Source organism: Mesorhizobium sp. M0910 (genome assembly GCF_040319465.1).
GTDB lineage: Bacteria > Pseudomonadota > Alphaproteobacteria > Rhizobiales > Rhizobiaceae > Mesorhizobium.
On record NZ_JAMYNZ010000014.1, the window covers coordinates 97,959 to 121,207 of the forward strand.

At 63.7% G+C, this 23,249-nt stretch carries 25 protein-coding genes and 1 pseudogene; 16 read left to right on the forward strand and 10 right to left on the reverse strand.

Annotated elements, in window-relative coordinates:
* The first annotated feature begins 93 nt into the window (after positions 1–93).
* The 6 genes from NKH78_RS27600 to NKH78_RS27625 are packed head-to-tail and all read left to right on the forward strand — an operon-like array spanning position 94 to position 5,907.
* Positions 94–696 carry a CDP-alcohol phosphatidyltransferase family protein gene (locus NKH78_RS27600; protein WP_254819663.1) on the forward strand — a complete coding sequence of 201 codons (603 nt, stop codon included), beginning with the start codon at positions 94–96 and terminating at the stop codon, positions 694–696.
* A 26-nt stretch (positions 697–722) separates the two neighbouring features.
* Positions 723–2,510, forward strand: a complete 1,788-nt coding sequence (locus tag NKH78_RS27605) for a bifunctional alpha/beta hydrolase/class I SAM-dependent methyltransferase (protein ID WP_352741000.1) — start codon at positions 723–725, stop codon at positions 2,508–2,510.
* A gap of 2 nt (positions 2,511–2,512) precedes the next feature.
* Positions 2,513–3,856: a phosphatase PAP2/dual specificity phosphatase family protein gene (locus NKH78_RS27610; RefSeq protein ID WP_352740998.1), complete on the forward strand. Its 1,344-nt coding sequence runs from the start codon at positions 2,513–2,515 to the stop codon at positions 3,854–3,856.
* Positions 3,853–4,278, forward strand: a complete 426-nt coding sequence (locus NKH78_RS27615) for a hypothetical protein (protein WP_352740996.1) — start codon at positions 3,853–3,855, stop codon at positions 4,276–4,278. The genes NKH78_RS27610 and NKH78_RS27615 overlap by 4 nt, the downstream gene beginning before the upstream one ends.
* Before the next feature lie 8 nt (positions 4,279–4,286).
* Positions 4,287–4,949 (forward strand): lysophospholipid acyltransferase family protein, encoded by a 663-nt coding sequence (locus NKH78_RS27620; RefSeq protein ID WP_254819667.1) that lies wholly within the window; start codon positions 4,287–4,289, stop codon positions 4,947–4,949.
* Positions 4,950–4,971: 22 nt separating this feature from the next.
* Entirely contained in the window at positions 4,972–5,907 is a 936-nt protein-coding gene (locus tag NKH78_RS27625; protein WP_254819727.1) for a phosphatidate cytidylyltransferase, read from the forward strand.
* A 125-nt stretch (positions 5,908–6,032) separates the two neighbouring features.
* Here NKH78_RS27625 and NKH78_RS27630 read toward each other — a convergent pair whose 3' ends face one another.
* Complete coding sequence (locus NKH78_RS27630; protein ID WP_352507803.1) at positions 6,033–8,024, reverse strand: AI-2E family transporter; 1,992 nt, start codon at positions 8,022–8,024, stop codon at positions 6,033–6,035.
* 306 nt (positions 8,025–8,330) lie between these two features.
* Between NKH78_RS27630 and NKH78_RS27635 the strand changes: the two genes are divergently transcribed.
* The 3 genes and pseudogenes from NKH78_RS27635 (at position 8,331) to NKH78_RS27645 (ending at position 11,136) form a co-directional block, all read left to right on the forward strand.
* Entirely contained in the window at positions 8,331–8,621 is a 291-nt protein-coding gene (locus tag NKH78_RS27635) for a hypothetical protein (protein ID WP_254819668.1), read from the forward strand.
* Positions 8,622–8,877: 256 nt separating this feature from the next.
* A pseudogene (locus NKH78_RS27640) lies at positions 8,878–8,973 on the forward strand (alkylphosphonate utilization protein); the annotation flags it as partial.
* A 192-nt stretch (positions 8,974–9,165) separates the two neighbouring features.
* On the forward strand, positions 9,166–11,136 hold the full coding sequence (locus tag NKH78_RS27645) for an acyltransferase family protein (RefSeq protein WP_352691792.1): 1,971 nt from the start codon (positions 9,166–9,168) through the stop codon (positions 11,134–11,136).
* A 228-nt stretch (positions 11,137–11,364) separates the two neighbouring features.
* On the opposite strand, the gene NKH78_RS27650 is transcribed toward NKH78_RS27645, so the two are convergent.
* A complete protein-coding gene (locus NKH78_RS27650) occupies positions 11,365–11,643 on the reverse strand; it encodes a DUF2285 domain-containing protein (protein ID WP_352475563.1) in 279 nt (92 codons plus the stop codon).
* 282 nt (positions 11,644–11,925) lie between these two features.
* On the opposite strand from NKH78_RS27650, the gene NKH78_RS27655 reads away from it, so the two are divergent.
* Entirely contained in the window at positions 11,926–12,189 is a 264-nt protein-coding gene (locus NKH78_RS27655; protein WP_352884814.1) for a hypothetical protein, read from the forward strand.
* 247 nt (positions 12,190–12,436) lie between these two features.
* Positions 12,437–12,745, forward strand: coding sequence for a hypothetical protein (locus NKH78_RS27660; protein ID WP_292664589.1), 309 nt, complete (start codon positions 12,437–12,439; stop codon positions 12,743–12,745).
* Positions 12,746–12,789: 44 nt separating this feature from the next.
* Here the strand turns inward: NKH78_RS27660 and NKH78_RS27665 are convergent, their stop codons facing one another.
* The 3 genes from NKH78_RS27665 to NKH78_RS27675 all read right to left on the reverse strand — a co-directional run bounded on the left by NKH78_RS27665 (position 12,790) and on the right by NKH78_RS27675 (position 14,561).
* The gene (locus tag NKH78_RS27665) at positions 12,790–13,395 is read right to left on the reverse strand and encodes a DUF6456 domain-containing protein (RefSeq protein ID WP_352475566.1); all 606 of its coding nucleotides are present in this window, start codon (positions 13,393–13,395) and stop codon (positions 12,790–12,792) included.
* A gap of 61 nt (positions 13,396–13,456) precedes the next feature.
* Entirely contained in the window at positions 13,457–14,041 is a 585-nt protein-coding gene (locus NKH78_RS27670) for a GcrA cell cycle regulator (protein WP_352475567.1), read from the reverse strand.
* Between the two features lie 121 nt (positions 14,042–14,162).
* Positions 14,163–14,561 carry a hypothetical protein gene (locus NKH78_RS27675; protein ID WP_352691794.1) on the reverse strand — a complete coding sequence of 133 codons (399 nt, stop codon included), beginning with the start codon at positions 14,559–14,561 and terminating at the stop codon, positions 14,163–14,165.
* A gap of 74 nt (positions 14,562–14,635) precedes the next feature.
* Between NKH78_RS27675 and NKH78_RS27680 the strand changes: the two genes are divergently transcribed.
* Positions 14,636–15,340, forward strand: coding sequence for an XRE family transcriptional regulator (locus tag NKH78_RS27680; RefSeq protein ID WP_352691796.1), 705 nt, complete (start codon positions 14,636–14,638; stop codon positions 15,338–15,340).
* Between the two features lie 199 nt (positions 15,341–15,539).
* Here the strand turns inward: NKH78_RS27680 and NKH78_RS27685 are convergent, their stop codons facing one another.
* Positions 15,540–15,836, reverse strand: a complete 297-nt coding sequence (locus NKH78_RS27685; protein WP_352507809.1) for a hypothetical protein — start codon at positions 15,834–15,836, stop codon at positions 15,540–15,542.
* Between the two features lie 188 nt (positions 15,837–16,024).
* Here NKH78_RS27685 and NKH78_RS27690 point away from each other — a divergent pair, with 188 nt between their 5' ends.
* From NKH78_RS27690 to dinB, 3 genes are all read left to right on the forward strand, one after another.
* Positions 16,025–16,387 carry a hypothetical protein gene (locus tag NKH78_RS27690; RefSeq protein WP_352691743.1) on the forward strand — a complete coding sequence of 121 codons (363 nt, stop codon included), beginning with the start codon at positions 16,025–16,027 and terminating at the stop codon, positions 16,385–16,387.
* A 72-nt stretch (positions 16,388–16,459) separates the two neighbouring features.
* Positions 16,460–16,918: a GNAT family N-acetyltransferase gene (locus NKH78_RS27695; RefSeq protein WP_352691742.1), complete on the forward strand. Its 459-nt coding sequence runs from the start codon at positions 16,460–16,462 to the stop codon at positions 16,916–16,918.
* A gap of 113 nt (positions 16,919–17,031) precedes the next feature.
* Positions 17,032–18,270, forward strand: coding sequence for a DNA polymerase IV (dinB, locus tag NKH78_RS27700; protein ID WP_352691741.1), 1,239 nt, complete (start codon positions 17,032–17,034; stop codon positions 18,268–18,270).
* 26 nt (positions 18,271–18,296) lie between these two features.
* Here dinB and NKH78_RS27705 read toward each other — a convergent pair whose 3' ends face one another.
* Positions 18,297–19,817 carry an FAD-dependent oxidoreductase gene (locus tag NKH78_RS27705; protein WP_352691740.1) on the reverse strand — a complete coding sequence of 507 codons (1,521 nt, stop codon included), beginning with the start codon at positions 19,815–19,817 and terminating at the stop codon, positions 18,297–18,299.
* Positions 19,818–20,455: 638 nt separating this feature from the next.
* Here NKH78_RS27705 and NKH78_RS27710 point away from each other — a divergent pair.
* Positions 20,456–21,613, forward strand: a complete 1,158-nt coding sequence (locus NKH78_RS27710) for a sulfite oxidase (protein ID WP_352691739.1) — start codon at positions 20,456–20,458, stop codon at positions 21,611–21,613.
* A gap of 138 nt (positions 21,614–21,751) precedes the next feature.
* Here the strand turns inward: NKH78_RS27710 and NKH78_RS27715 are convergent, their stop codons facing one another.
* Genes NKH78_RS27715 through NKH78_RS27725 form a run of 3 tightly spaced genes read right to left on the reverse strand, consistent with a single transcriptional unit; the run spans position 21,752 to position 23,185 of the window.
* A complete protein-coding gene (locus NKH78_RS27715; RefSeq protein ID WP_352691738.1) occupies positions 21,752–21,940 on the reverse strand; it encodes a hypothetical protein in 189 nt (62 codons plus the stop codon).
* Positions 21,941–21,953: 13 nt separating this feature from the next.
* Complete coding sequence (locus NKH78_RS27720; RefSeq protein ID WP_352691736.1) at positions 21,954–22,829, reverse strand: sigma-70 family RNA polymerase sigma factor; 876 nt, start codon at positions 22,827–22,829, stop codon at positions 21,954–21,956.
* A 44-nt stretch (positions 22,830–22,873) separates the two neighbouring features.
* Positions 22,874–23,185, reverse strand: a complete 312-nt coding sequence (locus NKH78_RS27725) for a hypothetical protein (protein WP_352691735.1) — start codon at positions 23,183–23,185, stop codon at positions 22,874–22,876.
* Positions 23,186–23,249: the final 64 nt, after the last annotated feature.

A 23,249-nucleotide genomic window follows, 5' to 3' on the forward strand; every position in this document is an offset into this window, starting at 1 on the left:
TGTCGAAAAATGGCAGGGCGCCGCCCTTGCGTCTTGCGCGCCAATTGACCATCCTCGCCAACATCATTTGCACCGCGGCCGGGGGGTTCGCACATGCCGACGCTTTATGCGCTGAAACCGGCCTTCCAGGCCAGGCTGCGGCCGCTTGCCGACGGCCTGGCCAAGGCCGGCGTCACCGCCAACCAGATCACACTGTTGGCCGCTGCCCTCTCGCTCGCTGCCGGCCTTGCGGTGGCAGCCCTTGCAGGCCGCCGCGCGGTCTTTCTGCTGATGCCGCTCGTGCTGTTTACGCGAATGGCGCTAAACGCCATTGACGGCATGCTCGCAAGGGAACATGGCCAGGCCTCGACGCTCGGCATGTATCTCAACGAGCTTTGTGATGTCGTCTCCGATCTCGCTTTGATCCTGGCCTTTACTGTCATTTTTCCTGCCTGGGGCGTCGTTGCATTCGCTATCGCGGCTATGATCGCGGAATTCGCCGGCGTGCTCGGCATCGCGGCCGGAGCTGGGCGCAACTATGCCGGCCCGTTCGGCAAAAGCGACCGGGCGCTGGCGCTTGGCATCCTCGCGGTGCTTATCGCGTCCGGCCTGTGGGTCCCGGCGCTCACGCCGCTCGTGTTTCCGGCCATGGCTACACTCTCGCTGGCGACCGCCATCAACCGGATACGCAGCGGCCTTAACGGGAGCGGTAGCTGAATTCCGGTCTCGCCAGGGAGAACAACATGCTTCACCAACAGACGGTTGCCGCCGTGGCTTCAGTCAATATCGAGCGGGTGGCGCAGGAGCGCAGCTTCAAGAGCCACGATGGCACAGAGATCTTCTATCGCTATTGGCCGGCGCTGTCGGAAAACCCCAAGGGCGCCATCCTGCTGTTCCACCGCGGCCACGAGCATGGCGGCCGTATGGCGCATCTGGTCGACGAGTTCCAGATGCCCGACCACGCCTTCTATGCCTGGGACGCGCGCGGCAATGGCCGCTCCGCCGGCGAACGCGGCTATGCGCCGTCATTTGCCGCGCTGGTGCGCGACATCGATTGTTTGGTGCGCGAGATCGACAGCGACGGCTTTGCCCGGCGCGACATCGCGCTGATCGCGCAATCCTTCGCCGCCGTGCTTGCCGCCGCCTGGGTGCACGATTACGCGCCCGACATTCGCGCCCTGGTGCTGGCCTCGCCAGCCTTCTCGGTCAAGCTCTACGTGCCCCTCGCCAAGCAAGGCATCGCGTTGTGGCAGAAGCTGAAGGGCCGCTTCTTCGTGAATTCCTACGTCAAGGCGAAATTCCTGACGCATGACCCCGAGCGTATCGCCTCCTTCGACGCCGACCCGCTGATCACCCGGCCGATCGCCTCCAACATCCTGGTCGAGCTCTACGACCATGCTGCGCGCATCGTCGCCGACGGACGCGCCATCACGGTGCCGACACAGCTTCTGATCTCCGGCAGTGACTGGGTGGTGCGGCATGAACCGCAGCACGAGTTTTTCGTCAATCTGGCGAGCCCGGCCAAGGAGCGGCATGTTTTGGCCGGCTTCTTCCACGACACGCTGGGCGAGCGCGACCGCCACAAGGCACTCGACCTGATCAGGCCTTTCCTTGAAAAGCAATTCGCGGCGCCGGAAAAGCCGGTCGACCTGACCGAGGCCGACCGCGCCGGCTACACGCGCGACGAGGCCGACCGGCTTGCCTCGCCGCTGCCGCTGCTGTCGCTAAGGGGCCTCTACTGGGCAATGAGCCGCGCTTCGATCCGCATGGGCGCCTGGCTGTCGTCCGGTATGAAGACGGGGATTGCCACCGGCTTCGATTCGGGCTCGACGCTCGACTATGTCTACGAGAACGAGGCGCGGGGCATCAGCCCCATCGGCCGCATGATCGACCGCACCTTTCTCGATGCCATCGGCTGGCGCGGCATCCGCCAGCGCAAGCTGCATCTGGAAGAACTGATCGGCAGCGCCGCCGCCTCGTTCAAGGCCGCCGGCCGGCCGGTCCATATCGTCGATATCGCCGCCGGCCATGGCCGCTACGTGCTCGATGCCGTGCAGAAATGCGCCGAGCCGCCGGCAAGCGTACGGCTGCAGGATTTCTCCGAGCTCAACGTCTCGCTCGGCCGCAAGCTGATCGCCGAGCGCCAGCTGCCGGCGAGCGTCACTTTCCATCAAGGTGACGCCTTCGACGCCACGATGCTGGCCGGGCTCGACCCGGCGCCGGATCTCGCCATCGTCTCGGGGCTCTACGAATTGTTTGCCGACAATGCCGTGATCGCCCGCTCGCTCGGTGGACTGGCCAGCGCCATGCAGCCGGGAAGCCTGCTCGTCTATACCAACCAGCCCTGGCATCCGCAGCTCGAGATGATCGCGCGCAGCCTGACCTCGCATCGCGGCGGCCAGGCCTGGGTGATGCGCCGCCGCACGCAGGCCGAGATGGACCAGCTGGTGGCGGCCGCCGGCTTTGAGAAGCTCGACCAGCGCATCGACCAGTGGGGCATCTTCACCGTTTCGGTCGCGCGGCGCGTCTGAACATGGACTTGCCTGCCTCTGCCTTACCTCGCGATGCCCCTGCCCTTCCGGCCTTGCCGCGTGAGCGGTATCCCGGGACCGTCCTGCGCGCCGCATTGTGGCTGGCATTTCTGGCGCCGTTCTTCTACGCCACCTACGGCTTCGCCAATTGGCTGGCGTCGCGGCGCGACGATGTCGGCAGCATCGTCTTCGGCTGGGAGCATGGCATCCCGTTCCTTGCCTGGACGATCGTGCCCTACTGGTCGATCAACCTGTTCTATGGCTTGTCGTTGCTGTTGAACAATTCGAAGAGCGGCGTCGACCGCCTTGCCGGCCGCTATCTGACGGCGCAGCTCGTCGCCGTCGCCTGCTTCATCCTGTTCCCGCTGACTGCGACCTTCGTGCGCCCGCAGACGAGCGGCCTGCCCGGCTTCATGTTCGCCGTGCTCGGCGGCTTCGACAAACCCTTCAACCAGGCGCCGTCGCTGCATATCGCGCTGCTGGTCATCATCTGGGACCATTGGCGTTACAGATTGACCGGCATCGCCGGCTTCGCCTGGCATGTCTGGTGTTTCCTGATCGGCGCCTCGGTGCTGACGACGTGGCAGCACCATTTCATCGACATTCCGACCGGCGCGCTGCTCGGCCTTTTCGCCCTGTGGCTGTTTCCGCGCGACAGCGAGCTGCCGTTCACCGGCTTCCGCCTGAGCGCTGACCCGAAGGCGCGGCGGTTGGCGCTGTTCTATGCGCTCGGCGCAAGCCTTGCACTGACCGGCGCCGCTGCCGGCGCGTTGGTCTCGGCGCTGTGGCTCATCCTGTTGTGGCCGGCACTGGCGCTGGCCATAGTCGCTTTCGCCTATGCCGGCGCCGGCGCCAAAATGTTCCAGAAAACAGCCGATGGCCGCGTGTCGCTGGCCAGCCGTCTACTGCTTTGGCCCTACCGCCTTGGCGCCAAGGCCAATGTGTGGGCATGGACGCGAAAGCTTCCGGCGCATATCGTCGTTGCCGACGGTGTTTCCCTTGGCCGTTTTCCGACCGCCGCCGAAGCCGACCCTTTCGGCACGGTGATCGACCTTGCCGGCGAACTGGAAAGGCCGCGTGGCGCCTCGATCCGCTGGGTCAGCCTGCCCATGGTCGACCTTTTGCCGCCGTCTCGCGAGGCGCGTGCGCAAGCGGTGGCGGCGATCGGGGCGGCGCAGAACCAGGGCACGGTGCTGGTCTGCTGTGCGCTCGGCTTCCAACGCAGCGCCGCCGTGGTCGCCGAATGGCTGGTCGCCAGCGGCCGGGCCGCCACGCCCGATCAGGCGCGAGGCAAGCTCGCCGCCGCGGGCCGGCCGGTGCATCTTTGCACGGACGCACCGGCATGACCGCCTATCGTGACAGGGCCGAAGCGTTCGCTGCCGGGCTGATGGTGCAGGTGGCATGGCCGCTGCTGCTGATTGCTGCTGCCTTGCTGGCGGCGCCGGTCATCGGCCTGGCGGTTGCGCCGCAAACATCGTCGCTGTCCGCGGTAGCCTGGCTGATCGCCGCCGCAAGTGCCATAGCCACAATCATTCTCTCGGCCCTGCTTTTGTTCGACGCGCTGCTGTTTCGGTTGATGGCCAGCCACGCCAGCGAGGCAGGCGGCGGCGCGGCGATCGACGACGTGCTGGCGCGCATGCGGCTGAAGTCCACTGCCGGCGGCCGCTCACTCGAGCAGCGGATGGCCGGCACGCGCCGCCTGCTCGCCAAGCAGCGTATCGCGTTCGGCCTGTTCGCGGCGGCCTCGGTCGTCGCGGCATTCTTTTGAGCCCGTCCATGACAAAGCTTCGCGTCAGCACCTATACCCTGCTGCAGACGGTGACCTCGGTCGGCCTGTCGGCGCTGGCCTGGGCGGTCACCGGCGTGCGGCCGATCTGGAACGGCAGCCAGCCATCGGACCGGCAGCGCATCTACTTCGCCAACCATGCCAGCCACGGCGATTTCATCCTGCTGTCGGCCTGCCTCAGCGAGAAGGAACGCGCCCGTACCCATGCGGTGGCGGCCGCCGATTATTGGGGCAAGACGCGGCTGCGCCGTTTCATTGCCGAGGACATGCTGTCTTCCGTGCTGATCCACCGGCAGTGGACGGATGAAACGCAGCACCCGATCTCGATCATGCTGTCGGTGCTCGACCAGGGCCATTCGCTGATCCTGTTTCCCGAAGGCACGCGCAACATGACCGACGAACCGCTCCTGCCGTTTCGCTCCGGCCTCTACAATCTGTCGATGGCGCGACCCGATGTCGAGCTCATCCCGTGCTGGATCGAGAACATGTCGCGGGTGCTGCCCAAGGGGCAATTCGTGCCGGTGCCGCTGCTCTGCCGCGTCGTCTTCGGCGCGCCGATCGCCATTCAACCTGGTGAGGAACGCCGCGCCTTTCTCGACCGCGCCCGCGAAACGCTGCTGGCGCTGAACCCCCGGCCGGAGCGAGACGATTGAGGATCAAGGCAAAATGCTGCCGATGATGCACGAAACCCTCATTCTGATTGTCGGCCTGCTGGCGGTGCTGATCAGCGCCAGCGTCGTCGCCGGCGTTTTGTCGTGGCGCGCGCCGAAGCCGTTGTCGCCGACGCTGGTCAACCTCACCCAGCGCATCAATGCCTGGTGGGTGATGGTGGTGGCGATCACCGTTGCCTTCTTCTTCGGCCGCCCCGGCATGACCATCCTGTTCGCGCTGATTTCGTTCGCCGCGTTGCGCGAATTCGTGACGCTGACGCACAGCCGCCGCAGCGACCACTGGGTGCTGCTCGGCATGTTCGGCATCGTCATCCCGTTCCAGTACTGGCTGGTGTGGACCGCCTGGTATGGCCTGTTCACCATCTTCATCCCGGTCTACTGCTTCCTGCTGATGCCGGCGATCACCGCGCTGCACGGCGACACCGAGCGCTTTCTCGAGCGCGTCTCGGCGCAGCAATGGGCGGTCATGATTTCGGTCTACTGCGTCAGCCACGTGCCGGCGCTGCTGACGCTCGATGTGCCTGGCTTCGAAGGCCGCAACCTGTTGCTGATCGCTTTCCTGATCATCACCGTGCAAGGCAGCGACGTGCTGCAATATATCTTCGGCAAGCTGTTCGGCCGGCATCTCCTGGCGCCGACGGTCTCGCCGTCGAAGACTTGGGAGGGGCTTGTCGGCGGGCTGGCGGCATCGAGCCTGCTCGGCGTGCTGCTGTCGTTTCTGACGCCGTTTTCGCCGCTGCAGGCAGCCGGCGTCGCCTTCATCGCCTGCCTGATGGGCTTCCTCGGCGGGCTGGTCGCCTCCGCCATCAAGCGCGATCAGGGCGTCAAGGACTGGGGCCATCTGATCGAAGGCCATGGCGGCATGATGGACCGTGCTGACAGCCTGGTCTTCGCCGCCCCGGTCTTCTTCCATACGGTGCGCTATTTCTGGACTGTATGAAGGTTGGCGCCGTTTGCCGGGGCGGACGGTTCAGCGCGACCTTGCGAGGATAACCTGATCCGTTTGGTTATTACCACTTTCGCGAAAGCGGTAATAACCCGACCTGCCGCCGTCGTCGGCCGCGTTCATTTTGCCGCGGCGAGCGGCTCTTTCTTGCGCGCCGGCGTCAAGCGGCGCATGCGGCGTTTGGCGGTAGCCTTCAGCGCCACCGGCGGAGCGCTGGACAACGCGCCGAGCACCGCGCCGACCATGCCGTGTGCGACGAAATCGGCATTGATCTCGTTGGCCAATCTGGCGTCTGCCTCCTGGTTGTCGCTGTCGGGTTCCGACCACAACACGATACCCACCCGCAACCTTGGTTTGGCGCGTTTCAGCCGACGGACCAGGAACCGGCCGTGCTTGACGGAATCGCGGTTCAAAAATCCGACGACGACGGTATCGACGGCGTCGAGTTCAAGGCGGCGAATGCTTCCCGGTTCCAGATCGGCGAAGCTCGCCCTCAACACCGTAGCGCCCTGGACTTCGAGCACCTGCGCCAGCATGGCGGCAGCGGCGTCGTCGAGTTCGCCGCGCCCTCCGGCGCACAGCACCGACATGCCCGTGCCATCCGGCAGTTCGGTGTCGTCCTCGTCCTCCCCCTGAATCTGCTTGTCCTCGCGTACACCATTGTCCTCGGCCGCGGCCGTATCGTCCGCTTCCGCCTCCTCCTGCGCGCTGTCGTCGAGGTTCGCCACCATCGTCAGCGCGCTGCCGGCGACCTGCTGTCTTTGCTCATCGCTCAACACACCACGCACACGGTCCTGCTCGCCGAGCAGAAGTGCGGGAATCGCGACCTTGTCGTAGAACTCGACTAGATAGTTTTCCTCCAGCATCTCCTCGGCATGGTCTGTCGCTTCCTCGGGATCGCCGGCCAGCAGCCGTTGGTAAAGCCGGGCGTGCGGTTCGAGCACGGGTTCGTTGCCGAACAGAACGTCGAGGAATTCGAACTGCGGCACATGGCGGCCGAGCACGACGAGGCAGACCGTGAGCGGCGTCGACAGAACCAGGCCCAATGGCCCCCAGAGCCAGGTCCAGAAGATCGCCGCAACGATGATGGCCAATGGCGACAGCCCGGTGCGCGAGCCGTAGAGCCAGGGTTCGATCACGTTGCCGGTGATCAGTTCCACGACCACGAAAAGCCCGGCGGTCCATAGCACGAGCGACCAGCCGGGCGCCACGGCCAGCGCCAGGAACAGAGGCAGCAGCGTCGCGATGACCGGGCCGATATAGGGAACGAAGCGCAGCGCCAGCGCCAGCAAGCCCCACAGCAATGGATTGGGTATGCCCAGAACCCAAAGCCCGAACGTAATCGGCACGGCATAGACGATGTTCACGACCAATTGCATGAGCAGGTAGCGGCCGACCCGCTTGCCGGCATCCTGCAGCGCCTCGGTGGTTCGATGCAGATCGCCGTAGCCGACGAGACGTATGAAACGATCGCGCAGGTCTTCCCGCTCGAGCAGCATGAATATGACGACCACGACGATCAGCCCGGCCGATCCCAGCGGGCTCAGCAGCGGGCCGATCAGATTCTGGAGAACCTCGAGCGGTCGTTCGCGCGCGACGATTTCGACCGGGATCGGCTCCCGCGGAGGCTGATCGGCGGCGGGTTGCACAGGTCCGGGTCTGTCGAGTTCCTGGCCGACGCGTTCGATCACCCGGCTCAATCTGGAAACGATACCGCCGCCGACGCCGGTGTCCTTGAGGGACCGGACCTTGGTCAGGATATTAGCCTGGTAAAGCGGGATGTTCTGCGCCAGTTCACTGACCTGCGTGGCGACGATGAAGGAGAACAGCGCCAGCACCGTGAATGCGCCGAGCACGCTCGCGATCACGGCAGGAAGACGCGGAATGCCAGCGCGCTTGAGTGCCGACACCATCGGTACAAGCGCAAAGGTAAGCAGCAGGGCGATTGCGATTGGCAGAAAGACCTCGCGCCCGAAATAGAGCGCCGCGACGGCCGTCACGACCGACGCTACGCTGGGCAACGATGTGCGCGGAAGCGCCCTGGCAGCGGCAACAATGCCCGCCCGCCGGGGCTCCGACAGGTGCGCGCCGTTTCGACGATTTGCCGCCACTTGATACCTCCGCCCCGCCGTCGCCATGATCGGGCATATTGAGCCGGCGTGCAACTTCGCAGCGTCTCCCCCAACTGGACACCGATTGCCCTGGACCTTAATTGGCTTTGTCGGGCTTCAGATCGGCAGCGCGGCTATTCAGTCACGGTAGAATTTTTCAGTCACGGTAGAATTTTTTGCATAAATGGCGTCACGGGCAATCCTGTTCCATGTCTGCGCCGGAACGCGGAACTTTTGGGTCAAAACACCGTTCCTTCGTAGATCGCTGATGGACAACCTCAAAGCAGCAGCTCAGGAGGAATGATCATGAACATCAAGATGCTTTGCATGGGCGCGATGGCGCTTTCGATGATGACCGGCGCAGCGCTTGCCGCCGGTGCCACTGGCACTTCGGCGCTCGACGATCCGCAGAAAATGTCACCCTTCTTCACCGACGCCGGCATGAAGAGCATGAAGTCGGAAGCCGAATTCAAGACCGCATGGATGGCCATGTCCACGAGCGACCGGGCCATGGTGTTGAAGGAATGCAGCGACGCCGGCATTGCCAAGACGCATGCCGACTTCTGCAAGATGGCCAACCAGCTCGGTAACAAGTGACCGCCGGCGTCTTGCCGATCGCAATAACGGACCAAGCGAAAGGGCGGGCAGGTCCGTCATTGCGCGACCTTCCAGTCTGCACGGCGGCTTAGCCATTTGACGTCGCTACGCCGGAATATCCGCGCAATGAAGGCCACGGCTTTTGTTCGATTGCCGTGGCGCCATCGGCATGGCCTGGTCGGAACGCATGTCGCGGAGTGGCAATGCCACCCCGAGCGGTCCCGTCTGCTCGCAGCCCGCCGGTTAGCCTCCGCATGGCATTGCCGGCACCGGCGATCCAGGCGAGATCGCATGCAGCACCAGGCAGCTGAAGGGCCTGGTGCTGAAGACCGAGTTTTTGAAAAAGGCCTGATCGCCTCGGCACCCTTCGCTTCCATCTCAATCGCCTCATGACTGAACCGCCAATGTGAGCGAATCGCCCATGCGACGAGTGGGAGGAGCCTGTCCCCTCGCCCTATGTTGCACTGCGTTAGATTTGTTGCATTGCAATATCGGCGCATCGGTCGAGCCTCTGCGAGGTGGGCATTCCTTGCACGAGGTGATTGTGTCGGCATCATTTCGGCCTGACATCGAAGGGCTGCGCGCACTGGCGGTGGCGGGTGTCATCGCCTTCCATTTTGGTCTCTCCGGCCTGCCCGGCGGCTTTGCTGGCGTCGACATCTTCTTCGTCATCTCCGGCTACCTGATTACAAAACACCTGGTTACGGAAATAACCGAAACCGGGCGGCTGAACCTCTGGCGCTTCTACGCCCGGCGCGCCCGGCGCCTGCTGCCGGCGGCACTGTTCGTCATTCTCGCCACGCTGTTTGCTGGTTACTTCATCCTGTCGCCGGAGGAACAGGCGCTCTATTCGAAAGGCGCTATGTTCGCCTCCGCCTACATGATCAACCTCTGGCTGATCCGCTGGTCGTTCGACTATTTCGCCGCCGACGCCACCAACAACCCCTTCATCCACTTCTGGTCGCTGTCGGTCGAAGAACAATTCTATTTGGCATGGCCGGCGCTGCTTTTGATGGCCGCATGGCTGCGCCCGGGCAAGCGCACCGCTATAATCGTCATTGGCCTCGCCGGCCTAGCCTCCTTCGCCGCCTGCGCCTGGCTGACGGAAGTGTCGCAGCCCTGGGCCTTCTACTTCTCGCCGCTCAGGGCCTGGGAATTCGCCGCCGGCGGGCTCGCGACCATGGCGCCGGCAAAGATCTGGCGCGACCGGCCGCTGCTCGCCACGTTCCAGGCATGCCTCGGTCTGGTGCTGATTGCCTGGGCCTATCTGATGCTGGACGAAGACTCACCGTTTCCCGGGGTGAATGCGCTGGCGCCTGTCGCCGGCACCGTGCTGCTGCTGCTCAGCGGCAGCGGCGGCCGCAATCTGCCGAGCGCAGTGCTGGCGCTGCCGCCCATGCAATGGCTGGGCCGGCTGTCGTATTCGCTCTATCTCTGGCACTGGCCAGTCATCGTCTACGCGGCAATGGTGGTTCCCAACCTGTCCATCCTGGACCGCTTTGCCTGCGCGGCGCTGACGCTGCTTCTGTCGATGTTCACCTATCATTTCGTCGAGAACCCGATCCGCCGCAATGGCTGGCTGATGGCCGGAGCAGCGCGGGCGCTGGTGCCCGCCGTCGCGCTGACCGGCGCCGGCGTGGTGGCGGCCTATGGCAATGCGCGCTTTGCCGAGCACAATCTCAGCCCCGAACAGCACGTCATCGCCGACAGCGCCGCCCAACTCTCCACCGTGCGCGCGACCAATGGCGGCTGCGTGCTCGATTTCGAGACCGTCAAGCCGAAGCCCTGCATGTTCGGCCGCAAGGATGCCCAACGCTCGGTCGTGCTGTTCGGCGACTCGCATGCCGACCATTGGTCGACGCCGCTGATCAAGGCGGCCGAGAAGAACAATTTTCGCGTCGTCACCTTTCTCAAATCCTCCTGCCGGGCTTCGCGGGTGACGACCTGGAACTGGCGGCTGAAGCGCGACTACACCGAATGCGACCAGTGGCGCGAGCAGTCGGTCAAGGACATCATCGCGCTGCACCCGCAACTGGTGGTGATTTCGGAATTCTCGATCGGCAATGTGATGAAGGAATCGCCCGAGGAGTTGAAGCACGCCGATTGGCAAGCGCAGTGGCGGACGGGCCTCACCTGGACGCTTCAGGCCTTCAGCCAGGCCGGCATCAAGGTCGCGGTCATCAGGGACGTTCCCTACAATGCAAGCTACGCCGACAAATGCGTGGCGCGCGCGCTGTGGCGGGGCCAGACGCCCGCGACATGCGACACGCCGAGGATCATGGCGGCAAACGACGACATCGCCACAGTCGAGCGCGACATCGTGCGCTCGACGCCGAACGCCACTTACATCGACATGACCGACCGGTTTTGCGACCAGACCACCTGCCACGTCTTCATCGACGGCAAACTAGCCTTCCGCGACCGCCACCACCTGGCAACGCCCTTCGCCGAAACGCTGGAGCCGGCGGTGGAACGGGCGCTGTTTTCGAATGTGATGGCGGCGGCTGTGAAGTAACAGTGCGGGATCTTGTCGGATCACGACCGACCAGCCCTTGGCGAGCAACCCACGCCAGGTCAGCTAAGGATGAGACCAGCCAGTAAAACGGTAAGGATAAGCGACAGCGGAACTGCAAGAAGGCAGCACAGCTCGAAAGTATTGGCTCGCCAAGAAGTCATTGGTCGCTTTTCCATGTTGGCCTTCTCTCTCAACGGCCAGACCGGGACGGCAGTTCCTAGATGGTGCTCATCCCCACCACTCATCACGCAATTGGCGCAGTTCGTTCCGCTTCCTGGTCATCCATCGTGCACGCGCCAAATGTGTCGCCCACGCCCGGAAAGCCCTCTCCGGCTCCCGCTCCGGATCAATATGCAGAACGATGCGGGCGACCTCACGCCAATCGGTCCCTTCCGCCGAAGCGTCGAGCAGCCGGATATAAGTAAGCATGCGATCTTCGTCATAACCGGTCAGAACCGAAGACGTCGGCGCTGCGTTCGCGATATGAAGGTTTGGCGGCTTTAGCATTGCAACCTACCAGCACTGGCGCACCGTAGCAGCCTATGAAGAAGCCGGCGCCCTTTGATCGGAGGATGCGGATAGAGATTTCGCCTCGACGGTCGACAAATGCGGGCCTCAGGCGGGGTTCCGCGCAGTTGGGCTCACGCCTCACCCATCGCGATCGGGTGGGCGCAATCTATGTATTTTACTAGGTATTTCAGTGGAACCTAATTTAGTCGACGCAATTATGCGTGCGTGAGAAAGCGTGAAATCCAGACCGTCACTGAAAGCCGGCTATCGCGGGATCAGTTGGCCGATGATCCAGTGATTGCAGTCGATTTGACCGAACGGATATTGCAGGCGGCCGACAACGACAGGATAGTCTGCCTCGTCGTGGCAACGGAGCAGCTGGAAGCCGACCGCATCGAGAAGGCGGAGCCTAGGGAGACCAGGATTGCCGCTAGTTTCGTCCGGGACTTTGAGGTGATGCTGCTTGTTCTTTATGCGGCCTACGCCCTCGCTGTGCTGGGTGCGACCGCTTTCGTTTTGCTGGAACTGGGGCATGTCCAATAGATCGGCAAGGTGACGGGACTGGCACCGCCCGATTGTCGCTGTTTTGACGGGACACCGGGATACATACGGCGCGGACCACAACCAGCTCGAGGCTTGCGTCGACGGCCACCCTGCCGCACAGCCAGAGGCATTTTCGCCCACGCGGCGCTAATTGGGGCTCTCAGTTGGGGGCATCTTGCTAATTTGTGGAACGAGCCTGCCCCTCGCGGGTTTTTCTATTAGAGGGACGTTAATGAAGGAGGTAGCTATGAAGAAGCTCCTGCTTGCCTCGGTGATCGCCATCGCCTCGGCGGCTTCCGTGATTGGCCCGGCCAATGCCGGCGGCAGCGTCACGATCGGCATCGGCAACGGCTATGACGACGACTATTATTATCGCCACCATCGGTATTCCGATTACGACGATGAGTACGTCCCCCGTTACCGCTATGATGTCTATAACGAGGACTACGCGCCGCGCTACCGGTACCGGTACCACCGGCGCTGCCATACCGAAGTCATCAGGCACTGGCGTCATCACCACCGGATCATCGAAAGAATCCGTGTCTGCCGTCGTTGACGGATCGATCCGGCCGGTAGTGCCGGCCGGATCGGCGGGGCTCCTCATCTCGGCTTGCGCATCAGCATCATGCCGTAATGCACGGCCAATATGTCGAGCCCGATCTTGAGTAGTTTCACCACCACGTCGCGCGGTTCGCCCGCCTGTTCGGCCAGGCTCTTGACCGTTGCGTCGGCACAGCAGACCTTTTGCACGATGCCGGCGATCTCCCAATGGACAAGCGCCCTGGTGGCCTCGGCATGGTCGCGGCCGGCGGACAGGATGTGTTCTGCGACGCCGCTGCCGGTGCGGCCGCCGTCGACACGCTCGGCCCAAGCCATCGGCTTGGCGGTTGCCTCCGACGAACTGCGGAAATCCTGGCGGTAGCGCATCCCCGCCTCGCGCTGCTGGCGCGACAGCGAGGTGAGGCCGCTCAGCGGGTCGACATTGCGCACCCGCACGATGCCGCCGGTCGCAGTGTGGCCGTCATTGGAGACCTCATAGAGGCGCGCCGCCTCCTGTGTTCCTTTGGCCAGCCGCTTGCGGCCGAACCTGTCGTCTTTCAGCGCGAAATCATGGCCGATCTCCTTGCGGATGCGCACCTGCTCGGCCTCGCCCTTCGGCAATCGCGTCGGCCTGGCTTTGGTCTTCTGGGCGATTTTGCTGCTCATCGGCTCGGTCCTCCTGGTTTTTTGTCGTCGGGCTCTGGCGAATTTCCGTCATCCACTGGGCTCAAATCGTTTCGGCCGGCAGCGTGCGCAGGAAGCGCGCCGCGTGATAGGCGCAGTAACTTTTCGAAGGCTTTGTGCGCAGCCCGCAGCACAGCATGTCCAAACCGGGGCGACTGCCGGTGGCATCGTTTTCGGCATCCTCCTGCAGCGTCGTGTCGAGCGGCGCGCGGCAACGGTCGAAAAGGCAATCGATGAAGCGCATGGCGGCGAAATGTGGCTGGCGGCCGCCGGCGGCGATCGGGCGCGGCGCCGGCATTTCGAGCCGCTCGCCATCGGACCCGGTGATCCGAGCCGGACCCGGCTGCCAGGCCGGCGGCGCCAGCCTGGCCGACAGCCTGGCGGGGCGGCAGCGTGGCTCGGCCTTCGGATCGGCCTCCGCTTGGCTTGCGGCATTTGATGGCTCAGGCGCCGAATCTCCGAGCCGGCCGCCCGAGCGTCCGCCACACCGGCCCTTGGATCTGGCAAGGCCGATGGTGCGCAAACGGGCGGTGCGGTGGACGATGCCGATGATGGCCGCGCGCGAGGCCGGGCGGCCGCCCAGCGCGGTCAACCGGGTGGCGATCTTCGCGGCCGACAGCCCGCTCATCAATAAGTTCTCGATTTGTTCCAATTCAGAGGCGGAATAGCGGGCGGCCATGATGTTTTATTCCCTGCAAGGGTGGTTGTGTGTGGCGCCGGCTTCGCCGGCTCTCAGGCTGGAAAGCCGATCAGCCTTCGCGTGGCCTGCTACGATCGAGCTTCATCTCGGCCGCCTGCCTGGTTGCGCCGGAGACTGCCTTGCCCATCCGCTTGTCGAAGGCGATGACCGTGCCGTCTTCGGTACGGATCCAGGAAACCGCGGCACCCGCGTTGCCGGTCGACGGGTAATTCGTGGCCGGAGCCGTGAGGGGAACGGCTCCGGCCGTTCCGGCCGCTTGCGCTGCCGGAACCGAGGCGCGAGCCTCGGGCATCGGCCCGGCCGGGGAGGAGGACAGCCGCGACGAAGGGGAAACGGTTGGCACATGCATGGCCTTGGCGATCGTTTGCGGTACCGCCTCCAGGCCAGCGCCGCCGGCGCGCTGAACGGCGGATTTAAGGACCGAAAGCTGGTGAAGCGACTTGTGCATGCCCGCATAAGAGCATAACTCAAATCATAATGCAAGCGATTCTTGCATAGACGAAACCGAATCTTATGTCTCAGATGGGAGCCATGGCGAAAACTGCACTGTCGATCAAGGTCGGAGCGGCGATCCGCCGGGCGCGCAAGCAGCGCGGCCTGGTGATGCGTCACATTGCCGAGCACAACGACACCGACGTCGCTGCCGTCGGCAATTGGGAGACCGGGCGCAACCTGCCCAAGACCGAGAACCTTTTGAAGACCGCCGCTTTCCTGCGCGTCGATCCGGTGGCGCTCGGCAAGGGCGAGGTCGTCTTCCTCGAAGATGCTGGACCGGTCGCCGATGCCGAGATCGTCACCGATCCCGGCCCCCTGCCCGCCGGACCGATGGACATCCAGCTTCTCGGCACCGCCGTCGGCGGCGACGATGGCGACTTCACCTTCAACGGCCAACCGGCCGGCTATGTCCAGCGGCCGCCGGGGATCCGGCATCTGCGCAATGTGTTTGCGCTGCACGTGCTGAGCGATTCGATGGTGCCGCGCTACGAGCCCGGCGAGATGATCTATTGCGGCGGCCGCGACGCCGTGCCCGGCGACCATGTGGTGATCGAGACGCTGCCCGAAGAGAACGAGCAAAACGGCAAGGCCTTCATCAAGAAGCTGGTCAAGCGCACCGCCGCCGAGTTGATCGTCGAGCAGTACAATCCGCCCAAGACGCTGACCTTCAACCGCTACGCCATCAAAAACGTCTTCCGCGTCATCCCGCTCAAGGAACTGCTGGGGTATTGAGGAGGGTTTTCCCTTCTCCCCTTGTGGGAGAAGGTGGCCGAGCGAAGCTCGGTCGGATGAGGGGTGCCGGACGGATCGCTACGTAAGGCTTTAAAATCGTTCCATATTTTAACGCCGAGTTTCTTCCAGCACCCCTCATCCGGCTCGGCGCTACGCGCCGATCCACCTTCTCCCACAAGGGGAGAAGGAAGTTCCCCCCTCAAGCCCGCCTCGACTGCTCCGGCTCTCGACCGTTGAGCAGGCGCGCCTCGGCGCGCACCCGTTGCCGGTCGTCGATGAAGGCGGCCTGGATCGAAACGGCGGCGCCCGGCAGGCCATCGGCACGGCAGGCCTTGCAGATGAGGCGCCCCGAAAGCGCTGATAGCGGCGTCTCCGGCCTCACCCCATGCCGCTTGAGCTCGGCCGGCTTCCACCACCTGTTGCGGCCGCAATCGATGCACTCGACGGCAATCGAGACGACATCGGCGATCGTCGCTTCCTTGCCCGCCAATGCCATGGCCACCCCATCGTTGTTCCTGCTTTGTTCACATCATTATCGGTTTTCGAGGCGGAGTCGAGTCGGTTCCGCTTACATCAACGTGAAAGTTTCACTTGTTCAATTATTTGAGTTATGCTTATATATCATGCGGGCTGGAATCGGCGCGAGCCACGGAACCGCGGCCGGCCGGCAGCAAGGGAGCGACGATGAACCCAGCCCAGTTCGCCCATGCCTGCGGCTATAGCGGCGACAGCCCGGCCATGCTTGCCGCTTTCGCGGCCATCCGCCAGGACGGCATCCGCAAGGCACGCCAGGGCCATCGCCAGCGCAAGGTGGCGATTGACCAGATGAAGCCGAGCCGCGTTCTGTTCCTGGCGGCGATCCGCCCGGCGCAGACAGCCGAGGAGGCACTCGAGGACGCCGCCCGCTTCCTGGCGATGTTCCGCAACATGCCGCGCTGGCGGCAGGAAAGGCGCGCCGCCGACCTCGCCCGTGCCAGACAGCAGCGCCTCTTCGCCCGCTTCTTCCGCCGCTACGGCCACCGCCTCTGGGCGTTCGAGATCACCTGAAGGCGCGGGCCTTCCCTTGCAAGTCAAAACGGATATTGCGATCGCCGACGTCGCACCGTATGTCTTCGCGCGATGAGCGAGATCGAATTCCGTCGCGCGCAGGCGCCCGACCTGCCGGCGATCGTTGCAATGCTTGCCGACGATGTGCTCGGCGCAGACCGGGAAGACCTATCCACGCCGCTTGCGCCATCCTATCTCGATGCCTTCAGCGCAATCGATGCCGATCCCAACCAGTTGCTGGCCGTGGCTGTCGAGGCCGGGCAAGTGGTCGGGACCCTGCAACTCACCTTCCTTCCGGGTATCTCCAGGAAGGGTGCCTGGCGCGGCCAGATCGAAGGCGTTCGCGTCGCCCGGCAATGGCGCTCGCGCGGCGTCGGCAAACTGATGGTCGAATGGGCGATTGAAACGTGCCGTTCGCGCAATTGCAACTTCGTCCAACTCACCACGGACAAAGGTCGACGGGAGGCGCACGATTTTTACGAGCGCCTCGGTTTCACCGCCAGTCATCTCGGCTACAAGATGGCGCTGTAGGTTGCGGCGGCGGCCTCCGCGCTGCTTGACAATTCACCCGCAATGTTCTCTTTATGTTCCTATCATAACGCGAGACAATGCGGCGTTCGAGCCGCCGCGAGCGAACGGGCCGGATGGAAGCCAACATCCTCCACGCGGATCTGGATGCCTTCTATGCCTCGGTCGAACAATTGCTCGACCCGGCCTTGCGCGGCAAGCCGATTGCCGTCGGCGGCGGGGTAGTGCTTGCCGCATCCTATGAGGCCAAGGCGTTCGGCGTGCGCGGCGGCATGCCGGGACGGCGGGCGCGGGAACTCTGCCCGCAACTCATTTTCGTCGGCGGCCATTTCAAGGACTATCAGCGGCTGGGCGATGCGGCAATCAAGGTGCTCGGCGATTTCACGCCGGTGGTCGAGCGGATTTCGATCGACGAGGCCTTTGCCGACGTCGCCGGCTGCACCCATTTGTTCGGCTCGCCGGCCGAGATCGCCGGCAAGATACGCCGCCGCGTGCGGGCCGAGCTCGGCCTGCCGATCTCGGTCGGAGTGGCCCGCACCAAGCATCTGGCCAAGATCGCCTCACAAGTGGCCAAGCCCGACGGGCTCGTGGTGGTCGATCCGCGCCACGAGCTGGAATTCCTCCATGAGCTGCCGGTCGAGCTGATGTGGGGCGTCGGCCCCGTCACCAGGGAGCGGCTGGCCGGTATCGGCGTCAACACCATCGGCGAGTTGGCGAAGACCAACAGTGGCGCGCTGGAGCGCCTGCTCGGGCCGGCGGCGGGAGAGAAACTGAATGCGCTGGCGTGGAACCGCGATCCGCGCAAGCTTGAGACGCAGCGCCGGGCGCGCTCGGCCGGCGCGCAATCGGCGCTCGGCCGAAAACCGGCCGACGAGCAGGTCTTCGTCCCCGCTTTGCTGCATCTGGCCGACAGGGTCGCCACCAGGTTGCGTGCGAAATCCCGGCCCGGCCGCACGGTGACGGTTCGTGTCCGCTTTGCCGATTTGCGCTCGGTGACGCGCTCGGTCACGCTCGACCAGCCGATTTCGGCAACCGCCATGCTGGCCGAAATCGCCGAGGCGCTGGTGCGCAAGGTGCTCATCGACCATCCGCACGAAAAGACCATCTCGCTGCTGGCGATCGCCGTATCGCATCTGGAGCAGCATGCCGGGCTGCAACTGGAGCTGCCGCTCGGGCTCGACGACCGCCGCCGCCCCGGCACCCGGAAGGACGCGGCGCGCTGGATCGCGGATCGCGCCATCGACAAGATCCGCGACCGCTTCGGCTGGGAGGCGGTCGGCTACGCCTCGGTCGCGCTCGGACTACAGCGGTCGGTTCCCGACGCATTTCGGGAGCTGGCCGAGAAGGAATTGTGAGTTGCGCGGCGGGGGCGAAAAAAAAATTATCCGACAGGAGCCAGGGGCGATACGGCCGGCCCGTTCAGAGCCGTGCCGTCGACGGCAAAATGCGAGCCGTGGCAGGGGCAGTCCCAGCAGCGTTCCAATGAGTTCCAATGGACGTGGCAGCCGACATGGGTGCATGCGGCCGAGCGCTTGTGGAGCGTGCCGTCCTCATCGCGAAAAGCCGCGACTTTGGTAAGCCCTTCGCGCACGATGGCGCCCTCTCCCGGCCGCAGCTTATCGGCGGAATCGATTTCGCCAGGCGCGACATACTCGGCAAAACTCCTGATCGCTGTCGCATTCTCCGCCAAATAGTCGCCGATCGCCCGTACCGTCTTGCGGGAGGGTTCGTAAAGTTCCCGCCAAGGGCTTTCCCCCTTCAGGATCAGGTCGGAAACCAATTGGCCGGCAACAACCCCATGGGTGATGCCCTGACCGGAATCGCCGGTGACCACGAAGACATGCCGGTTGCCGGGATTGCGGCCGATGAACCCGGCATAGTCGACGGTCTCCATCACCTGCCCGGACCATCGATTGGTTTCCGCGCCGATATCGGGCACCAATTTTTTGATCCAGTCCGCCAGGGCCGCGAAGCGGTTGTCGGCATCGTCGGCCTGCCCTGTCTTGTGGTCCTCACCACCGACGATCAGAAAGTCGGTTTTGCCTTCACCAGGCTGCAGGCGAACGTAGTGATAGGGATCCAGCGTGTCCCAATAGAGTGCATCCGGCAAAACGTCGCGCGCGATCTCGAACGACATCGCGTAGGTCCGATACGGCGCTTGCTTGGTGTGGAGCGCGACCCGATCGTTGATCGGCGAATTAGTGGCGACAACGGCCGATCTGGCAGACACGGTAAAGCCCGAGACCGTGCTTACGCGGACGCCGCCGTCGGTCTCCGCGACCTTGTCGACGATGGTCTGCGCATAAAGCATGCCGCCGCGCGCGCGAATGCCCGCAGCCAGCCCGCGGAGATATTCGAGCGGGTGAAATGTCGCCTGATTGGCGTAGCGAAGGACGGGCGTATCCGAAAAGCCTGCAAACGACACGCCTGCGGTTTTCTCGACGTCGACACCAATCTTCAGAGCGGCGCCCAGTTCGCGCTCGATGACGGATTCCCTTCTGCCTGACGCCGGAAACAGAAAGCCGTCGAGGCGGCGGAAATCACACGCGATACCCTCTGCTTCCTGGATCGATTGGACACGGTCGATAGCCGCCGACTGGCTTTGGTAGTAAATCCGCGCCAGTTCCTCGCCGCGCAATTTGATCAGTTCCGAAAAATAGTCGTCGCAGATCGACGACAGATGCGCGGTGGTGCGTGCCGTCATGCCGCTTCCGATCCGGCCGCGATCGAGCACCGCCACCTTTTGCCCGGCGACGGCCAGTTGGTAGGCGACCGACAGTCCGGCAATGCCAGATCCGACGACCACGACATCGACCTGTTCACTCCGCTCGAGCGGAACCGCCTCAGGCGCGACTTCGGTTGCCGCCCAAAGCGATACAGTCCTTTCATCGCTGACATTCATTGGCGGAGCCCTTCATACCCGACATTCGGATAAACGGACGCCAAGATTCAAAGTTCCTCGACGCCTGAATGCCTGCGTAAGCTTGACGTCACCGCCGGTCCGCCCCGACGCGTTGTGAGCCGGCCTGGCTGGGCGGTGCGATGCACTTTGCGTCAGGAGGGATCGTTTCCTGCAAATGCGACATTCGAGGCAGCCCTGGTCGTCAGACCAAAGCGTTGCGCCGCCCCAGGCGACCAGGGCGATGCCGGCCGCCCGACCAACCCACTGGCCGGCAGGAAACACCGGTTCGACGAGAACCCACGAAGGTCCCGAAATGACCCAGAAGCGGGCGTTCGGCAGCGATCCGAGCAGCAACGATTTGGCAGGACCGAAAATCGGCATGGAATGTCGCAATCATCATCATGTCCCGTCCAAGTTGTGGACACGTCCTTCTCAAAGGCGCACTCTTGGCATGCGAAACGCGAGCCAGAGTTTCGTCCAACGCTTCACATGCCTGACTTGCGTCGGTGATTGTCTGAGCCATCCGGATACTTCCGAATGGGCAGACTTCACATTGTGTCGCCTATCCGTGATCAGGCTACGGCCGAAGGCACGTTGCAGCCCGTTCCGGATCAACGATCAACTGGGAGGTAAACAACATGCCTGATTTTCAGCGCAGAGAACTTCTTGTTCAAGGAAGCGCGGCTCTTGCCGCAATTGCTGCTCTCTATACCTCGCGTCGGGCTTACGCTTTTCCAACACGGCCGAGCGAGGAAGTTATTCCATGGCTGGATCAGCCGACCGAAAATCCCGATCCGGTAGGTATCCAGAAACAGCTTGTCTGGGAAGATTTGGATAGCTGGATAACGCCAAACGACAAGTTCTTCAGCATCTCGCATTTCAACCGACCAACGATCGACGAGAAGACATGGTCGATGGAGATCGGAGGCCTGGTCAACAAGCCCTTAAAATTGACGCTCGCCGACATCAGGGCACGACCGCGGCAGGAGGTCGTTTTCACAGTGGAATGCTCGGGCAACCACGGGTTTCCCTTCTTCACCGGCGGCATCGGCAATGCCCGCTGGGCTGGGACGCCGCTCGCCCCGATCCTCGAGGAAGCCGGCGTTCTGGAGAAGGGCATCGAGGTCGTCTTTTTCGGTACTGACAAAGGCGAGGTCGCAATACGCGACGTCAAGATGCAGCAGAACTTCGCTCGCAGCATGTCGCTCGCCCACGCGATGAACCCCGATAATCTCCTCTGCTATGAAATGAATGGAGCCGTCTTGCCGGCGCCCAATGGCTTCCCGGTACGGCTCATTGCGCCAGGCTGGTACGGGATCGCCAACGTCAAGTGGCTAAAGCGCATCGAGGTTCGCGATACGCGGTTCATGAGCCTTCTGATGGCCCGTGACTATGTCACCATCCGGGAGGAGGACCACAACGGCGAGACCGTATGGGCCGAGACGTCAGTCGGGCGAGCGCTGATAAAGTCCGCGCCTGCGAAGGTTACCCGGAAAGACTCGGATTACCGCATCGTTGGCGCAGCCTGGGGGGCGCCGATCGACCGGGTCGAAGTTCAAATCGACCAGGGGCCTTGGGCACCAGCGACCATTGACCACAGTGAGGAGGCAGAGCACGCCTGGAAAATTTGGTCCCTGGCTTGGGCAAATCCCTCTCCTGGAGAACACACGGTGACCTCGCGCGCGGTCAGCACCACGGGACAAATTCAACCGGCGATGGACGATCCCTTGATTGCCAAGAAACACACATACTGGGAGAGCAATGGCCAGGTGACGCGCCGCGTGCGTGTCGGCTAGAGCATTTTGCAGCCAAATGGAATCATTTTGCGTCCGCATAAATGCGGCAAAACAAATAGTTAGAGTGGGTTACCGGTTCCAGGAGAGCCGGAACCGCTCTAAGAACTTGCGGCCATCTGGCAATTGCGTTTGGGTCAACTAGGAAGAGGCTGCCTGATCCGAAAGCTGGCGCCGCTCTATATCGAGCATGACGGCTGTGGGCCGTAGATCCTCTTCGCGACGATACCGCTCCCCGAAATCGGAAGCGGAACCCTTCAGCTTGGTGACCGAGGCGATGGCAGACTTGTCCGGTGGCGCAACCTTGGCCCCGTCGCCTCCGCGCGCCATCGCGGCAAGCCCCTCACCGCTCTATCGTACTGATCTCCGCATCGGGCAAGCACCACGGTGCGTAGCGGAAATCCCGGATCTGGATGACCTCCTCGCCCGCCCATTCGACCAGCATGAAGCCGCGCACGGCGCCGTCCGGGTCCCCAGGGTTGCGGATGAGGATCGCCGGCCGGCCGTCGACAAAGCCCAGCGACAGCGCCCAATCGGTCGCGCGGTCGTAATTGCCGAAATAGGTCGACACTTCGGCCTTGCCGCGCAGGCGGACGCGGTTGACGACATCGAGCCGGACGTCCTCGGCGATCAGAGCCCTGACCGCGTCGAAGTCGCGCGCGTTGAACAGGTCGACATAGCGCCGCAGCCGGCGCTCGTCATCGGCGTCGAGCCTCGGCGCGAGCGCCTGCTCGGGCTGCAGCGCCAGCAGCTTGAGCTGCGCCCGCCCGCGATGCAGCGCGGCCTTGGTGGCGGCGAGCGTCGCGCCGGTGACTTCGCAGGTCTCGTGCAGGCTGAGGCCGAGCACGTCGACCAGGATCACGGCGCTGCGCTGCGGCACCGAAAGCTGCATGAAGGAGCGCAGGCCGGTCTGGGCGGCGAGCCGGCTGTCGGCGCTGCCGGAGGGATCCTCGATGACGCTCATGTCGGCCTCGGTCATGCGCGACCTTTCCCGATTGCGCCGCCGCAGATGATCCTGCGCGGCATTGTGGGCGATGCGAAACAGCCATTGCTCCGGCCGTTCGACCATCGCGCCGCCGTCGATCGCCTGCAGCGCCTTGATCAGCACCTCCTGGACGATATCCTCGCCGTCGATCACCGAGCCGGCCATGCGCGCGCAGTAACGATGCAGCCTTGGCCGCAACCCGACGAGCATCGCCTCCAAAGTCGCCCTGTTCATTTTCGGCGTAGCTTCCCATTTCTGCGCGAGCGGCATGGCAGGCGCTACCCGGCGTTTTGATCCGCCAGCATACGGTAGTTGCCGATGACTTTGACAGGCGATCGCATTGCCGGGGTCGAGCGGCGCTGGGCGTGGTTTTCCGTAAACGCCTTGAAGGCCGCAAGCCCGGTCAGCGTCGACGAATCGCCGTCCTGACCGACGATGTGGACGAACGAACCATCGTCCAGCTCGAGCACGAGATAGCGCACCGTCGGCGGTGCCGCCTCGCCCAGCGCTTCGAACACTTTTTCGACCAGCGCGCGGTTATTGTCCAGGTCGGCTTGGTTCACACCATATCGAATAAGCGCATAGTTCATCGTCGTCTCCTGACTGGTTGGTATGAACGAAGGACGACCGGCCGCGCCGAAAAGATTCTCACTA

Coding starts and splice junctions, on each gene's coding strand:
- NKH78_RS27600 (WP_254819663.1), top strand. CDS start 94: ATGCCGACGCTTTATGCGCTGAAACCGGCCTTCCAGGCCAGGCTGCGG.
- NKH78_RS27605 (WP_352741000.1), top strand. CDS start 723: ATGCTTCACCAACAGACGGTTGCCGCCGTGGCTTCAGTCAATATCGAG.
- NKH78_RS27610 (WP_352740998.1), top strand. CDS start 2,513: ATGGACTTGCCTGCCTCTGCCTTACCTCGCGATGCCCCTGCCCTTCCG.
- NKH78_RS27615 (WP_352740996.1), top strand. CDS start 3,853: ATGACCGCCTATCGTGACAGGGCCGAAGCGTTCGCTGCCGGGCTGATG.
- NKH78_RS27620 (WP_254819667.1), top strand. CDS start 4,287: ATGACAAAGCTTCGCGTCAGCACCTATACCCTGCTGCAGACGGTGACC.
- NKH78_RS27625 (WP_254819727.1), top strand. CDS start 4,972: ATGATGCACGAAACCCTCATTCTGATTGTCGGCCTGCTGGCGGTGCTG.
- NKH78_RS27635 (WP_254819668.1), top strand. CDS start 8,331: ATGAACATCAAGATGCTTTGCATGGGCGCGATGGCGCTTTCGATGATG.
- NKH78_RS27650 (WP_352475563.1), bottom strand. CDS start 11,643: ATGCTAAAGCCGCCAAACCTTCATATCGCGAACGCAGCGCCGACGTCT.
- NKH78_RS27660 (WP_292664589.1), top strand. CDS start 12,437: ATGAAGAAGCTCCTGCTTGCCTCGGTGATCGCCATCGCCTCGGCGGCT.
- NKH78_RS27665 (WP_352475566.1), bottom strand. CDS start 13,395: ATGAGCAGCAAAATCGCCCAGAAGACCAAAGCCAGGCCGACGCGATTG.
- NKH78_RS27670 (WP_352475567.1), bottom strand. CDS start 14,041: ATGAGCGGGCTGTCGGCCGCGAAGATCGCCACCCGGTTGACCGCGCTG.
- NKH78_RS27675 (WP_352691794.1), bottom strand. CDS start 14,561: ATGCACAAGTCGCTTCACCAGCTTTCGGTCCTTAAATCCGCCGTTCAG.
- NKH78_RS27680 (WP_352691796.1), top strand. CDS start 14,636: ATGGGAGCCATGGCGAAAACTGCACTGTCGATCAAGGTCGGAGCGGCG.
- NKH78_RS27685 (WP_352507809.1), bottom strand. CDS start 15,836: ATGGCATTGGCGGGCAAGGAAGCGACGATCGCCGATGTCGTCTCGATT.
- NKH78_RS27690 (WP_352691743.1), top strand. CDS start 16,025: ATGAACCCAGCCCAGTTCGCCCATGCCTGCGGCTATAGCGGCGACAGC.
- NKH78_RS27695 (WP_352691742.1), top strand. CDS start 16,460: ATGAGCGAGATCGAATTCCGTCGCGCGCAGGCGCCCGACCTGCCGGCG.
- dinB (WP_352691741.1), top strand. CDS start 17,032: ATGGAAGCCAACATCCTCCACGCGGATCTGGATGCCTTCTATGCCTCG.
- NKH78_RS27705 (WP_352691740.1), bottom strand. CDS start 19,817: ATGAATGTCAGCGATGAAAGGACTGTATCGCTTTGGGCGGCAACCGAA.
- NKH78_RS27710 (WP_352691739.1), top strand. CDS start 20,456: ATGCCTGATTTTCAGCGCAGAGAACTTCTTGTTCAAGGAAGCGCGGCT.
- NKH78_RS27715 (WP_352691738.1), bottom strand. CDS start 21,940: ATGGCGCGCGGAGGCGACGGGGCCAAGGTTGCGCCACCGGACAAGTCT.
- NKH78_RS27720 (WP_352691736.1), bottom strand. CDS start 22,829: ATGAACAGGGCGACTTTGGAGGCGATGCTCGTCGGGTTGCGGCCAAGG.
- NKH78_RS27725 (WP_352691735.1), bottom strand. CDS start 23,185: ATGAACTATGCGCTTATTCGATATGGTGTGAACCAAGCCGACCTGGAC.